At 34.5% G+C, this 15,112-nt stretch carries 9 protein-coding genes and 4 pseudogenes; 12 read left to right on the top strand and 1 reads right to left on the bottom strand.

Translation table 11 applies throughout. The features are described 5' to 3' along the window. The first annotated feature begins 3 nt into the window (after positions 1-3). From R5R67_RS09280 to R5R67_RS09265, 4 genes and pseudogenes are all read left to right on the top strand, one after another. A complete protein-coding gene (locus R5R67_RS09280; RefSeq protein WP_002040930.1) occupies positions 4-2,781 on the top strand; it encodes a T6SS effector BTH_I2691 family protein in 2,778 nt (925 codons plus the stop codon). Beyond that, a complete protein-coding gene (locus R5R67_RS09275) occupies positions 2,782-3,573 on the top strand; it encodes a putative type VI secretion system effector (protein ID WP_000429307.1) in 792 nt (263 codons plus the stop codon). Between the two features lie 3 nt (positions 3,574-3,576). Further along, a pseudogene (locus R5R67_RS09270) lies at positions 3,577-4,188 on the top strand (putative type VI secretion system effector). A 16-nt stretch (positions 4,189-4,204) separates the two neighbouring features. Continuing rightward, positions 4,205-5,109 (top strand): annotated as a pseudogene (locus tag R5R67_RS09265) (tetratricopeptide repeat protein). Between the two features lie 359 nt (positions 5,110-5,468). Here R5R67_RS09265 and R5R67_RS19725 read toward each other — a convergent pair. Further along, positions 5,469-6,373: pseudogene (locus R5R67_RS19725) on the bottom strand (formylglycine-generating enzyme family protein); the annotation flags it as partial. 741 nt (positions 6,374-7,114) lie between these two features. On the opposite strand from R5R67_RS19725, the gene R5R67_RS09245 reads away from it, so the two are divergent. From R5R67_RS09245 to R5R67_RS09210, 8 genes and pseudogenes are all read left to right on the top strand, one after another. Beyond that, positions 7,115-7,807: a hypothetical protein gene (locus tag R5R67_RS09245; protein ID WP_000869710.1), complete on the top strand. Its 693-nt coding sequence runs from the start codon at positions 7,115-7,117 to the stop codon at positions 7,805-7,807. Between the two features lie 16 nt (positions 7,808-7,823). Then, positions 7,824-8,327: pseudogene (gene tssB, locus R5R67_RS09240) on the top strand (type VI secretion system contractile sheath small subunit). Further along, positions 8,320-9,801, top strand: a complete 1,482-nt coding sequence (gene tssC, locus R5R67_RS09235; protein WP_001066523.1) for a type VI secretion system contractile sheath large subunit — start codon at positions 8,320-8,322, stop codon at positions 9,799-9,801. The pseudogene tssB and the gene tssC overlap by 8 nt, the downstream one beginning before the upstream one ends. Before the next feature lie 49 nt (positions 9,802-9,850). Then, the gene (locus R5R67_RS09230; RefSeq protein ID WP_000653195.1) at positions 9,851-10,354 is read left to right on the top strand and encodes an Hcp family type VI secretion system effector; all 504 of its coding nucleotides are present in this window, start codon (positions 9,851-9,853) and stop codon (positions 10,352-10,354) included. 79 nt (positions 10,355-10,433) lie between these two features. Further along, positions 10,434-10,910 (top strand): type VI secretion system baseplate subunit TssE, encoded by a 477-nt coding sequence (tssE, locus tag R5R67_RS09225; RefSeq protein ID WP_001047031.1) that lies wholly within the window; start codon positions 10,434-10,436, stop codon positions 10,908-10,910. Between the two features lie 16 nt (positions 10,911-10,926). After that, on the top strand, positions 10,927-12,738 hold the full coding sequence (gene tssF, locus R5R67_RS09220) for a type VI secretion system baseplate subunit TssF (protein WP_000568825.1): 1,812 nt from the start codon (positions 10,927-10,929) through the stop codon (positions 12,736-12,738). Further along, positions 12,702-13,700 carry a type VI secretion system baseplate subunit TssG gene (gene tssG / locus R5R67_RS09215; RefSeq protein WP_001190395.1) on the top strand — a complete coding sequence of 333 codons (999 nt, stop codon included), beginning with the start codon at positions 12,702-12,704 and terminating at the stop codon, positions 13,698-13,700. The genes tssF and tssG overlap by 37 nt, the downstream gene beginning before the upstream one ends. Then, positions 13,697-15,109, top strand: coding sequence for a hypothetical protein (locus tag R5R67_RS09210; protein WP_000591885.1), 1,413 nt, complete (start codon positions 13,697-13,699; stop codon positions 15,107-15,109). The genes tssG and R5R67_RS09210 overlap by 4 nt, the downstream gene beginning before the upstream one ends. The last annotated feature ends 3 nt before the right edge of the window (positions 15,110-15,112 follow it).

Genomic DNA, 15,112 nt, shown 5'->3' with positions numbered 1-15,112 from the left:
AAGATGTCAGAAAATCAAAAAATGATATTGGGCAAGTCAAAATCAAATAATTTATTTAATGAGGCTATTGCTCAGCAAAAACAGAAGCAGAGTCAAATTCCTGTTATGGGAAAAACCAAAGCAGTGGGCGATATGCGCAACCCAACAGTTGCTAAAAATATTAATAAGAAGATTGAAGAAAGTGAAATTGCAAAATCAGCGAAACAGTCAACTGCTGCAAACATGCAAAATAGTAGTGCGGGGCAGGCCCAGAAAGAGTGTTCAAATTTTTGTCGTAAAAAAGGCTTCAATATTTTACCTTTACGATACACCGTTGTTAAAGATAATCCACCTGCTTTGCCTCCAACCTTGGGTAAAAATGTCAAAGATATTCAGTTAAGCCATCTCAAATATGCAGTTGAGATGATTAATACTGGTTATATCTATCGCTTAGTAAAAAGAACATCTGGAGCTTTGGAGTGGGCTGGATATAAAGTTACTCCAAATGGACATTTGTCTTATTTTCCTGTGGGTAAAGAAGCACCTAAAAGTGTTCCAGAGTTCGCATGTAAAGGAGCAGGTCATAGTTTTAATTCATCTGTGATAGCTGTAGAAAGTAACCCTAAAGATGAGGCGAAGATTGCATATATTATTCATACGCATGTGCCTATGAGTAAGGCCAAAATATCTGAATATGAAAAAAATGCCGATAAGTTTGTAACAGAAGGAAAGTGGCAGAAAATTTTAATTAATGGTGGAAGTGCGCAAGAACATTGTATTGCTGTAAGCCAATTTAAAACTACGGTTTATAATCTAAACAGTTTTGGTAAAAACCGTATCGATGCGACATTAAATAAATTCAAAGATGAGCCTAAATCACTTGCCTGTATGGCATTATATGATCCTGTAGGAATTACAAGAAAATTAAATACATTGCGTAATTCAGAATTTAAAAAAGTAATGGATTTTTTAGCAAAAAAAGATGGGGATTTTACAAACGAGCACCGTTTACATAGTTCTCAATGTATTGATAGTATTAAAATCTGTTTAGAAAATAAATTGTTAAATGAACGCAGCCAATTTAGTGCACAGGCAACTAAAAGTATAGTATTAATGGGGCTATGGAATGAGTTACCAAAAAACTTAACAGATGCTGATGATATTAATTATGAGCTAGAAAAAATATATAAAAGAAAGTCAAAAGCAGAACAAGAGAGACTATTAAAGGAGGCTCAAGAGAAACAAAGAGCAAATAAAGGTATTTATACTGAAGATATGGGGAAATTAAGTAGAGGAGAAGGAGAACAGATTTGGGTTAGAAAATATAAGCCAAATTTGGATATGGTGGCTAAATCAAATTTTGATAAAAAAATTAACGCTTTAATTCAAGAATGTTTAGCTGGAGCAAGAGCTATAGGAGATGATCATATTAAATGGTTATTGTCTAAGGCTGTAATCAATGCCCTTCATGCTTATGATGATCAAGTGCAAGTTCCATTTGGAAATATTTTTTATGTTCATGCAATGGATATGATTAATGGTATGAGTGGAGTGCCAAGTGGACAAGCATTACTTGAAACTTGGTTAGGCGTAGAAAAAATTGCCAAAGAAAATATTTATATGAGGGCAATTTGTTATAACCAAGAAAGTTTAAAAAATAAATATAATGCAGCGGCACCAAGTATTATCGATATTTCTTGGGATGATGGACAAAATGCAGCTAAAACTGCGATTGCAGCATTTGTTGCGGCAGATAAAGCTTGGCAAGAATGGGCAGCAGATAAAACCAATAACGGTTATATGTTACATGGGCAAAAATTTAGCCTATTAAAAACGTTTTACTGGATGTCTGAACTGACCCAAACTGCAGTGAAGTGGAGTATGAAATATACGCCAAGTTCAGAATTTGCAAAAAAACTTGGACGCTTAACGTTTTATACTTTTGCTCATAGTGGGGCATTGGTTGAGCATGTTGCAAAAAACTCTCTATATTATCTTATTCCAGTTCAAACTTTAACGGGTCGGATTAAGTTGACACCTGAAATGGTGCAGAACAACTGGAAAAAGTATTCTTCATCCGCAACCAACCCAAGTAAAGCAGCCAAACAAATTGATCGGATTATTGCAAATAGTTCACCAAGTGCAGGTTTGCGTGTATCTGGTGTGGTTGCAATATTTGAACTGATTAACTTAGGAACACAGATTTCTAAGTTTAATATTGATCCATCCGTAGATAATACTTTGTCATATATGTCAGGCATGATGGCAACAACAGCTGCTATTTTAGAAGTGGGCAGTAGCTCAATGGAAAAGTTTTCTTTTGCAGAGCGTGCCGCGTATATTGCTAAGTGTGGGGCATATTTCGCGATCGCGGGTGCTATATTTTCTTTAATAATTGATGGGAAAAGTGCCTATAAGTCGTGGAATGAAAGTAATCCATATGCAAGAGCACTGAATACTGCCAAAACAATTAACTCTTTTGCGACTTTAGTTGTAGGAATTAGTGCTTTCTTGAATCTTCCACTCATGAAAAACACATCACTGTATTATAATGTTGAAAAATATGTAATTGGCCGTGCATTATTAGGTATTAGGGCGATAGAAGCTGCTGCAACCCTAAGTGTATTGGGGATAGCACTTGTCGCCTTAGAGATTTATTTAAAGAATTATGTCTTAGATAATGCCATGCAAGATTGGTGTCAAAAATGTGCATTCAAGCTAAAAAAGGAAAATGGTGAAGATGCTTTTAAAGATGTTAAAGAAGAAGAAAAAGAGTTTAATAATGCTGTGGTGAGTGTCTAAATGGAAAATTTAAAATTAAATCTTAAGTTGGTTAAAGGTCCGATACATTCTTTAGAAAAAGCAAAGTCTAAAATTCCCGTAAATCAGAATATTGATGGAATTGCAGCTGGGACTGCTTTTGCAGGTGTGCTAGCTGAAAGTAGTTCGTTGCTGACCAGTGCTCCTATACTAGTAATAGCAGGTAAAGCTAAAGATGGCATCACCTTTACGGGGGAAATAGAGAAACATTCTTTATTAGGACAATTTACGACGGTTCGTTTTAAAGAAAATGACGAATTGATAGCTGTAATTAATAATAGTCCCGTGGATGGACGCTACCAAGTTTATGCAATAGTCGATCCCAAATCAGGTCTATTGTATATGATTTATCAAATGGGGCGATCGGTAAAAAAAGGCTATAAAGCTATTATTATGCAAACCTATTATTTTACTATTATTTGTGGAGGTGGGGTGTCAATAATGTTCTTGCTTTTCTATATTTTTGATTTCAATTACTCTTGGAATTCTTTTTTCTCTTTATTATCTTGGATCTTTGTAAGCTTACTCATGTGCATAGGAATGATGGCTTTTGTGAATTACTTTGGTTATCGTAAAAGTTATGAAAATTTTGGAATGTTATCAGAGCAAATATTTGAAAAATTGGGTTTTGAAAATCCTAAAGAACAGGATTTCTATAATGATTTTTTAACTGATGATGGTGTTCAGATTAGTGTAATGAAGTATCGAAAAAATTTAAAAGGCCTAGATCCATACCCAGAAGATTATTTTAGTAAGAATACAACAAGCGAATAAGTAGTGGGACTTAAATTAAATCTTAAGTTAGTTAAAGGTCCAATACATTCTTTAGAAAAAGCTAAGTCTAAAATTCCCGTAAATCAGAGTATTGGTGGAATTGCGGCTGGAACTGCTTTTACAGGTGTACTCGCGGAAAGTAGTTCGCTGCTTACCAGCGCACCTATATTGGTAATGGCCGGTAAGGCTAAGGATGGTATAACTTTTATTGGTGAAATAGATGAGTATCCATTAGTAGGGCAATTTACCACAGTGCGTTTTGAAGAAAATGATGAATTGATAGCTGTAATTAATGATAGCCCTGTGGATGGACGCTACCAAGTTTATGCAATCCTCGACCCGAAGTCTGGTTTATTATAAATGATTTATGAAATGGGGCGATCAGTAAAAAAGGGTTTTATTAATTATTTTGCTTATCGGAAATCATACGAGAATTTTGGTAATTTGTCTGAACAAATATTTGAAAAATTAGGTTTTGAAAATCCTAAAGAGCAGGATTTCTATAATGATTATTTAATTAATGATGGAATCAACATCAGTGTTATGGATTATAGAAAAAACTTAAAAGGTAAAGACCCTTATCCAGAAGATTATTTTGATAAGAAAAATTTTTGAAGTGAAAGGTTGTTTAATGAAGCTTAGATTGTTTGTCATTACCTTAATATTAGTCACATCTGCATGCAGTCAGCAGAAAGAAGAACACACTTAGGGAGCTTTGACTAAAGATTATAAAGATGTGTCTGAATATAAGTCTAAACATGAACTAGAAGAGGCTGCAAAAGCAAATGACGTTGAGGCTATTTTTGTATTAGCATCTATGTATGCCACAGGCGAAGGTGAAAAACTTGATCAAAAGAAAGCACTGGAACTATTTGAGAAATCTGCACAACTAGGCTCCTCAAATGCCATGTTGCAATTAGGATTAATTTATCGGAATGGTAATGATTTAATAAAAAAGATAATTTAAAAGCATTAAAGTGGTTTGAACAGGGAGCTAAGAAAGGTAATCCTTCAGCTATACATAATTTAGGCGTTTCATATTATAAAGGGTTAGGTATGACAGAAGATAAAGCGAAAGCTTTTAAGTATTTTAGTCAATCTGCAGAATTGGGTTTATTACAATCACAGGTAATAGTTGCGGGTCTTTTATACAACGGTGAAGGTGTAACTAAAGACCACAAAAAGGCTTTTGAGTGGGTATTAAAGGCAGCAAATCAGGGGGATGTTGAGTCGCAAAACAATATCGGTTTAGCTTATGAAAATGGAGATGGGGTTACAAAAGACCCAGTGCTTGCTAAAAAATGGTTTGAAAAAGCAGCTAATAATGGTTCTGTATTAGGGCAATATAATCTTGCTCTTAAGTATTTTGATGGTAATGGTATAGAGCAGAATTTTTCAAAATCAATTGAGTATGCAGAAAAAGCAGCTAATGCGCAGAATAAAGCTGCCATACAATTGTTGGTTGATATATATTCAAATGATAGAAACCCTAAATATAATCCTGAGAAAGCTAATTATTGGAAATCTAAGCTCTAATTGAGATTAGTATAAGAATTTTTAAGGCATGTTAGTATCAATATGAACATGCTTTTTTAACTGAGTCATTATAATAAATTATTAAAAAATTAACTTTGTATCGCTGAATGTACTTTAAAATCTTGTTTTTAGAGTGGGTGAAAATAAACATACTGTGTAATATATTTAGGAGAAAACAGTTTTTAGCTCTTAGTAAAGAATCGATAGTGCAGAAACAAATTATCAACAAAACTCTGATGGTTCATATATGGCTTAAAGTTATTTAATCGGTTGCTGGATATTGGCAACACAACGAACGGAATATAAGCGGTATTTTGACTTATTTTCATCATTTGGAATAGGTAAAGCTTTACTTCTAGCTATATTAAAACCATCAGCCATCATTAAGTTATCGGCTCCCATTGCTACAGTACCTCGTAAAACCTTTTCAGTACCTATTTTGGGTCCTATTGGGTTATTACTAGGTGAGTGTTTATAATAATCTTTATCGTACCAAACATTCATCCATTCATAATTATTGGTAACAAGATCGTAAAAAACCTAAAGGATTTGGTGGTGTTTGACCTATAACTGGAATATTCGCGACTGTTTGTAAGTCATGTGAATGCCTGTGGTTATCATATTGATCTAATTTCCATAGATTTTTCTTTAGTTCTACTTTACCTGTATCTGTTGCGAATAAAGTATATTGTCCTTTATTTCGGGCTACGTATTCCCATTGCACCTCAGGGGGTAAGTCCATGGGTGTGCCCACTTGTTGTCCAAGCCATTGGCAATAATCTTTGGCTTGTTGCCACGCCATACCAGTTGCTATTTCGTAAGCAATGCTTGCACTATATCGTTTATTATATGTACTCTCAATTTGTCCAGTTGCTTTTGTAAAAATATTAAAGTCTTCTTAGGTAGTCTTATAAGCACTCATATTAAAACTGCTAAGGGAAACTTTATGAAGTGTTTTATTATCACCGCCTGGGGAAAATGGTTGGTTACTAGGTTTTTCAGTATTACCTTTAGGATTTTTTACCGCCATGCTATCAGGTACAGTTTTTTCTAATTCAGGAGTTACTAGCCCAAAATCACCCATGAGATAGCTACCGCCTTCGACAAAAATCATATTCTTATTAGTTTTCTCAACCAACTTTTGAATTTTTTGCTCCAGTTCAGGTGAGGGCTTTGTTTGTTTTTGATTTGATTCAGTAGATGTTGCACAAGCACTTAAAGCAATGCTTGAAAATAAGATAATAGCTATATTTTGTTTCATCATTTTTTGAAAATCATTAGGTTGTATATATCAAATATATGCTTTTAAAGAAAATCGAATTTGCTATAAAGAAACATGATGTTAATGCTTTCTTTTAAAAGAAATACATTCGTGTAAATTTCCTTTGATTGATGAGACTCTTAAGAATCTATATAGATTAAAAACTTTAGCTGGGCATGATCTATACAAATGTTACTCAAATTTGTAATAAGAGTATTCAATGTATATAGGAGCTTCTCTTTCAGCTAGTTGCCAAGTAAATTAAAACTGAAAAAATATACTAAATAGACAGATTAGTCTTGACAATTTGATTTTATTTATAGTGAGCTTTTAGTCACATAAATTTGAAATGTATTTTTTACAGTCATTTAATCTAGTTGTCTTTTAGCTGGAATAAAATCTTTTTAAGTAAATGTTTCATAAATCTTAACTAAGTGATATTTATGATAATTTTTTCTTAGTTTTAAATTTTTGTTTAATTAATAAAAATCAATAACTTATTTTTATTTACAAAAATAAACAATATTATTTTTTGATAAGAAAAACTTTATTAAGCTATATTTTATAGGCATCTTAACTATTGAATTTTAGTTTAAGTTAATATGTTTTTTATATAAAATATGTTTATTTATATGTTAAACTGCGACTAAATTTTTTTGAATATAAGGTTTTTATACTGATTTTTTAATATTCTAAAAATATTAACTTTTCGGTAAAGCCTTGAATAAATAAGAAAACAGAGGAATGAAAGTTGTGTTGAAACGAAGTATTTTGATACTTTTTTTGACTGGAAACATTATCGGTCTATCATATGCTCAAGCAGCAGAACTAGAGCCTGTAAAACTTAAAAAAAGTTGTATTAAGAAGAACCCTCTAGCAGAAGGCCAAAATGACCCTGAGCTATTGAATATTTTTAAACAAGTTTGTGATAGTGATAATACAACTCAAAAAAATGATTTATTAGCTAAAGCTGCTATGCGGTTTTATCAAACCAATCAACCAGTTAAAGCATTGAATTTAGCAAGTCAATTGCAAAGTCAAAATATACGCGGTTCATTAATCACAGATGTCTTATTTTTATCTGGTGTGAGCATTGCAAATAATTCATTACAACAAATGCGTAATCAGGAAATGCGATATTTAACGAACGATATAACATATCCTCCTGCAAAGCAGTTAGTTGAAAATATTCATACTGCAATGCCGGCTCCTGATCCATCGAGTTTCAAAACTAACAACTCGGAAAGCAGTTCTACTGATAATGAAAAAAGAAGTTATAAAAAACAGTACGCAACGCGTAATAAAGTGAGTGCTTCTAAAACGTCAAATAAACGAGTAGTAAGTCCAGCAAAGGCCACCGCAGTAAAACCTAAAACTGCACCTGCAGCCACTGTCAATAAATCAAAAAGTTCGCCTTTTGACCCTTTAATTAAATAATCCGGAATAGAATCTTATGGCTAAGAGAGAAAGCGTACAAAAGAAGCTTCAGCGAATTCGACCTCCACGTGTTCAGCTTACATATGATGTCGAAATTGGTGATGCGAAAGAAGCGAAAGAACTACCATTCGTTGTAGGTGTAATGGGTGATTTTTCAGCTGCATCTGAGCTTGAACGTACAAAATTAAAAGATAAAAAATTCATTAATGTCGATTTAGATAATATTGATGAAGTAATGGAATCTCTGTCTCCAAGAGCTGCTTTTCAAGTAGACAATACGTTGACAGAAGAAGGCGGTAAAATGGCTGTTGATTTAACGTTTAAGTCAATGGAAGATTTTCGCCCGGAAAATGTTGTACAGCAAGTTGATCCATAAAAGAAATTGGTTGAGGCGCGTGAGCGTTTAACCGATTTAAGAAACAAAATTTCAAATAGTGAGCGTTTAGAAGATCTGCTTGATGAGGTTCTTAAAAATACTGATCAAATCCGTAAATTAAGTGCGGAGGCCGATCATGAATAATACTCAATCAGCAGCAATGCCACTTGTTGAAAATGAAGAAGTTAATCTTTTAGATTCGATTGTTGAACAAAGCCGTATTGCACGAAATGAAGAAGAACATTCTCGTGCTAAAAGCTTAATTGGTGAGCTTGCTAAAGAAGTAATGGCAGGGACCATTACTGTTTCTGAAAATATGACTTTATCAATTGATAAGCGTATTGCAGAAATTGATGCTCTGATTTCAAAGCAGTTAAGTCAGATCATGCACAATGAACAATTCCAAAAAATTGAGTCAACTTGGCGTGGTCTTTATTACTTTTGTCAGGAAACGCCTTCAAATCCGCTCATTAAAATTCGTATGCTCAATACGACTAAGAAAGAGTTGGTAAAAGATTTCCAAGGTGCTACAGACTTCGATCAAAGCACTTTATTTAAGAAAATCTACGAAGAAGAATACGGTTCTTTTGGTGGTGCACCATACTCAGCATTAATTGGTGATTTTGAGTTTGATCGTACTCCATCTGATATGTATTTGCTTGAGCAAATCTCTCATGTTGCAGCGGCAGCACATGCACCATTTATTTCAGCTGCTAGTCCGAGCATTTTAGGCCTTGAATCATTTACAGATATTGATCGTCCTAGAGATGTTTCAAAAATCTTTGAAACCGCTGAATATGTTCAATGGCGTTCGTTCCGTGATAGTGAAGACTCACGTTATGTTGCATTGACTTTGCCTCATGTCTTGGGTCGTCTCCCATATCATCCAAAAGAAGGTACTGCGACAGAAGGCTTTAATTTTATTGAAGATGTTTCTGGTGAAAATCACAATGAATATTTGTGGATGAATGCAGCTTATGCTTTTGGTACTCGCTTAACAAATGCATTTGATATGCATGGTTGGTGTGCTGCTATTCGCGGTGTTGAAGGTGGTGGTTTGGTTGAAGGCTTGCCAGTACATACTTTTAAAACACAAGATGGCGAAGTGGTATTCAAGTGTCCAACTGAAATTGCAATCACGGATCGCCGTGAAAAAGAGTTAAGCGATCTAGGCTTCATTCCGTTAGTACATTGTAAAAATACAGATTACGCAGCTTTCTTTGGCGCGCAATCAACTCAAAAGCCTAAAAAATATGACAATGATACAGCCAATGCAAACTCGGCTTTATCAAGTCAGATTCAGTACATCATGGCTGTTTCACGTATTGCACATTACTTAAAAGCAATGATGCGAGATAAAGTGGGTAGCTTTGCTTCTGCTGGAAATGTTGAAGCATTCTTAAATGAGTGGTTGTCACAGTATGTCTTACTTGACGATGGTGCTTCTCAAGAAGCAAAAGCTCAATACCCGTTACGTGAAGCATCTGTAAAAGTTGTAGAAGATCCTGCTCAACCAGGTCACTACAAATCTGTGGTTTTCTTGCGACCACATTTCCAGCTGGATGAGTTGTCGGTTTCTTTACGACTTGTCACTGAGTTACCTCAGTCCTCAAATTAATCAAGGTCAGCTAAAGAATAACTTTAAATTAAAAATAGGAAAGTTCTAAATGAAAGATATATACGTTGAGTTTCGCGGTAAATATAAAGTTGATGGAGAATCTCGTGATTCTGAGCACAAAGGTTGGTTAGAAGTTAACTCTTGGTCTCATAACATCCGTCAACCTAAATCTGCTACTTCAAGTAGTGTAGGCGGCCACACTGCTGAACGTGTTGAACATTCAGACATGGTTTTCGTGAAAGACTTAGACGCAACTAGCCCTAAATTATGGGAAGCTTGTTCAGCCGGTTATACATTTGATGAAGTACAAATCGACTTCTATCGTGCAAATGGCGATAAACGTATCAAGTACTTACAAATCAAATTGAAGCACGTTCTAGTTTCTAGTGTAACTCCAACTGTTAACGAAGAAGGCGTTCCTACAGAAGCATTCGGTTTGAAATATGCTGCTGTTGAGTGGACTTATAACCAACAAGATATTAACGGTACTGCTAAAGGTGCTGTTACTAAGAAATGGTCACTTTCTAATAATACAGCTTCTTACGCAGCGTAATTATTTAAGTGAATATTTGGTGGAGGCTGACATAAAGTTAGCCTCTGCTGTCTTTAAATATACTTTGTTGTGAACTCGAATGAACTTAGATCGGCTTTATCCATACGGATTTCGTTCAACTTTATTTGATCGCTTAATTCCAGAAAGTGAAGATTATGCAAAAGGTCTTTCTATTCAGCAATTAAGAGAATCTGTAGCAAAGGATTTAGAAGATTTGCTCAATAGTCGGGTAGCAAAATTAGATCATGTAATTGATGACTATCCACTTGTAAAAAAATCGATACTTCAGTTCGGGATTATTGATTTTGTGGGGCTTTCTACAGCCAACCCTCTGGATCGGGATAAAATTTGCCAATCCATTGAGCAATCAATAGCAGCTCATGAACCTCGGCTAAGACAAATACGGGTAGAGATGTTATTAGATGGACATAATATGGGCGCATTATGTTTAAGTATTCAGGCTTATCTAAATATTCACCCCTTATATGAACCTGTTGTATTTGATGCATTGTTAAAACCAACAACGCAGCAATATGTAATTTCAGCAAGAACTTAAGCGTAGTGGGTGTGTTGTGATAGAAGAGCTTTTACCGTTTTATGAAAAACAATTACAAGAATTTGGTCAACAATCTCGGGAATTTGCCCAAAAATATCCAAAAATTGCTCAGCGCTTATCTTTAAATCAAGAGCAAATTGATGACCCACATATTGAACGTCTGATTCAGGCTTTTTCGCTGATTGCTGCTCGAATCGATAAAAAACTAACAGACAGTTACGATGTTTTTACTCGTTCTTTATTTGAGGTGATGTTCCCTCAATACTTACGACATTTTCCTGCGTGTTCAGTTGTTAGTTTTGAGGATATTAATAAGATTAAACAGCTTACAGAACCTCATCTTGTACCTCATCATACGGTTTTGAAATCTCGTAGTTTCAAAGGGGTGCAGTGTGAGTTTAATACAACTCAAGATGTTAAATTACTACCTATTCATTTAAGTGGTTTAGATTTTAAAACTACACCTAGTGCGCATATGCACTTAAATCAAAATGCGACGTTGAGCCTTAAATTTGAAATTTTTAATAATGCTCATACTTGTTTAACTGATGAGAAGCTTCCTATTTATTTGGATGCTATCTCTAATTTTCCTCTACAGGTCCTTGATAGTATTTTCAAAAAAGGAACTAGTTTTGCGGTTAAATATGGACAAACAATTGTAGAATTGAGCAAGAATCCATTCGAATTGATTGGTTTTGCAGAACAAGAAAGTTTATTACCGCTTGATCAACATACCCATCATGCTTATCGTTTGTTGATGGAATACTTTTGTTTCCCGGAAAAGTTTAGTTATCTTAAGCTCGATTTAGATTTTTTTAAGCGAATACCTCAGCATGTATCCGAACTTGAGCTTTTAATTCATTTCAAATTAAACTTAAATGATCAAGCCGTTGTTAGAAACTATTCTGAGCTAAATATTGCAAACTTTAAATTATTTACTACCCCCGTAATTAATTTATTTGAAAAATATGCTGAACCCCAGAAGATAGTTCACAAGCAATTAGAATATCCTTTAGTTACAGACGCTCACCATCCTGAATTTTATCAAGTATATTCAATACTTGAGATGAATATGGTGCGTGAAAAAACAAATCAGGAAGAAAGCTATGTTCCTGTTTTGCCTTTTTTTGCGATGAGCCATTACCACAATGATACAGCTCGCTTTTTTTACTCAGTAAACTATCAAAAGTTACAGTCCAATTTCGTTGAAATGGGCTATTCGATTATTTCTAAAAATTTAAATCCATTTTCAACGCGCTCAGATTTTATTAGCACTAAATTATTATGTTCAAACCGTGATTTACCTCATGAAGCACTGGGTCAGTCTAATAACGTATTAAATTTAAATGATAGTAGCTTGGCGAGACGTGCCATTGTTTTAAAACGACCTACAAAGCCTTATAAGTTTGAACAAGGCCAAAGTGAACAGTGGCGTGTGATCTCGCATCTTTCATTAAATAGCTTAGCACTTATGAAAGGGGATGCTGTTTCTCATGTTAAAGAGCTGCTGGCTTTATATAACTTACCGCAGTCAAAAGAAAACTATTTAATTATAGAATCAATTAAAAAATTAGAATTTTCTCTTACCCATAAACTCGTAGATGGCAAACCATTTCCAATGTTTGTAAGAGGAGTAAAAGCTGAATTACAAATTGATTCATCCGTATTTAGAGGGCATAGCTTATATATTTTTAGTCAGTTATTAAGTCGTGTTTTTAATTTAAAGGTTCAAATTAATAGTTTTGTTGATTTGGTGGTTAAGGATTATTCATCTCAGCAGGAGTTATACCAATGCAGTCAGAACGTTGGTGGCAAGACTCTTCTGTAACGGCTGAGTTGTTTCAACGCCCTAAGTCTTTTGAGTTTATTCAAGCAACACGTTTATTGCGTCATATGCCTGCCAATGACGCAGCTTTATCATGGTCTGACCATTTTAAATTTGAGACCTCATTTAACTTAAACTTTCCAGCCACTGAAATTGAAAGTTTAGAGTTAGTAGATGAACGTGTTCATTTAACAAACCTGATCGTTGGTCTGACTGGTATACAAGGTGCATTACCTTATACATATACAAATAAAATTAAGCAGGCTCCAAGGCAACAACGCGCTGAAACGAAAGAGTTTTTAAGCTTATTTAATCATAAGCTGACCAGTCAGTATGTAGAGTCAAGTATTACTTATCACTTGCCTGTGCGCTATGAAATTGAAAATAAAAATGATTATTTGGATATTCTCCATGCATTGAATGGTTATGTTCGCTCACAACATCAGCAACAAGACTTGGATGAATATTTCGCTGAATTTTCAGGCCTAATGCAGGGGCAAAATAATACGGTTCATGCTTTAAAGACGATGTTGAGTTGTATTTTTAAGCATGAAATTACAATTAAAGAGTTTGTACAGGAATCGTTTAAGTTAGCGGGTGATCAGCTAACCACTTTAGGCGGAAGTCAACCGAGCTTACTTGGTATTAACACATTTTGTGGGGAAACGATTCAACAAATTGATGGAAAAATTGAGATTCAAATAGGTCCGCTTAAGCGTCAGCAATATTTAAAATTTTTACCTCATCAAGAGCTTAGCTTAAAGCTCAAAAAAATCGTAGAAACCTGGTGCAGTCCAACTTTATCGATAGATTTAAGATTGATATTGGATGAGACTGAAATACAACCTGTTCGCTTAACTCAAGGCCAAGAAAGTGGTTTAGGGCAAGGCGCTTTTTTAATGTCTCGTAAGCCTAATACACATAACGATGAAACATGTTATAGCCTTATTGGAGAGCAAATATGATTAAAAAAATATTACTCTCATTCATCGCTATTTTTACAGTTGTTAGTGGAATTATCATTTTCTACTGGCGTGATGTTCAATATAACCCAAATAAAATCGACTTTTTCCTTTATTTTTTATTATTGCCAGCAATCATTACATTGGTGATCTTATCACCTTGGTTAATTTATAGTGTTTATAAAAGCTACAAAGAAAAGAAAGAGCAGGCTGCAAATCAAAGTCAAGATGATGATAGTCAAAAATCATCTGCTGCAATTGAACAACCTCTAGAACAGCTGGATTTTAATGTATATTCCGCTTTTGCTATACATGCCCTAGGCGAGAATGAAACTATTATTGAAGAAATACAAAATTTTAAAAGTCCGGAGCTTGATGAGCAATTGTTGAATTCGTATGGATTGCCTCTTTTATCTTATCGAATTAAAGATTTAGCTGAGACAAATGATGAGGATATTCAATACGCTGCTTCACCAAGACAAGTTCGTATCATGTCTTTAATCAGTCAACAACTAGAACAAAATATAGAGAATTTGTATCGCTTGGCTGAACATTTAAAGCGCTCAATTTTATTTTATGAATCTCATCAGATCCGTGAATATCATATGCATCCTGCATGGGTCGATCCAAATAGCGAATATGAAGATGTGGAAACACCCGTAGTTGAAGTACACCGTTTAAATCGACTGAATTTGCATATTTTTCTTCCAGAAGATTTATTACATGTTTGGAATGATGAGCAAAGTAATGATCTGATTTTAGAGTTTTTTACTGAGATTGGTATTATTTCCCAAAAAGTTCATATCGAATATCACTTTTTGGGTGAGCGTGTAGCTTATCAAGAATTTATTCATTTATTAAAACGCATTCAAAAGAAAGAGCATGAGGTATTTCTCATGCTGGCTGTCGATTCAGAGATTGATCAAGATCTTATTGATGAAAAATCATGGATGGTCAAAGATTATATTCCGGCTGAATTTGCTGCAAGCTGCCTCCTTGCGGACCCATCATTAAAAATCGAAGAACTCGAACCGGCTAAAAACTTAAAAATTGTGGTGGGCCAAGAAAAAGCAGCCAAAGTTCTTCATACGCTGAACTTAAATGAATTACCGCAGTATGAGGGAGATGAGCCATACGTACTTATTCTTTCAGACCAGACAGATATAAAAACAGCGAAGCAATTACAGCAGCAGTTTGCACAAACATCTGTTGAACCACATCACTATATTTATGTGAAATCTTCATTGGGGCATACCCAGCATTTAGTTGATATTTATGGCTTTATGCTTAGTATGCATTTTCCTGAACATATCGTTCCTTTTGTCTTTGGAGAAAATACAGTGTCAGCACATACATTTGTGCAGAGTGTCACTGAAAATTCAGAAGATGATGCGATGGTGTTGAATAGCTAATTT

This window comes from Acinetobacter sp. OYA S30 (assembly GCF_033599315.1).
Lineage (GTDB): Bacteria > Pseudomonadota > Gammaproteobacteria > Pseudomonadales > Moraxellaceae > Acinetobacter > Acinetobacter baumannii.
Note: the sequence above shows the minus strand (reverse complement) of the source record. Positions and strands in the feature narration are given on the sequence as shown.

Coding starts and splice junctions, on each gene's coding strand:
- R5R67_RS09280 (WP_002040930.1), top strand. CDS start 4: ATGTCAGAAAATCAAAAAATGATATTGGGCAAGTCAAAATCAAATAAT.
- tssC (WP_001066523.1), top strand. CDS start 8,320: ATGAATAATACTCAATCAGCAGCAATGCCACTTGTTGAAAATGAAGAA.
- R5R67_RS09210 (WP_000591885.1), top strand. CDS start 13,697: ATGATTAAAAAAATATTACTCTCATTCATCGCTATTTTTACAGTTGTT.
- R5R67_RS09275 (WP_000429307.1), top strand. CDS start 2,782: ATGGAAAATTTAAAATTAAATCTTAAGTTGGTTAAAGGTCCGATACAT.
- tssG (WP_001190395.1), top strand. CDS start 12,702: ATGCAGTCAGAACGTTGGTGGCAAGACTCTTCTGTAACGGCTGAGTTG.
- tssE (WP_001047031.1), top strand. CDS start 10,434: ATGAACTTAGATCGGCTTTATCCATACGGATTTCGTTCAACTTTATTT.
- R5R67_RS09245 (WP_000869710.1), top strand. CDS start 7,115: ATGAAAGTTGTGTTGAAACGAAGTATTTTGATACTTTTTTTGACTGGA.
- R5R67_RS09230 (WP_000653195.1), top strand. CDS start 9,851: ATGAAAGATATATACGTTGAGTTTCGCGGTAAATATAAAGTTGATGGA.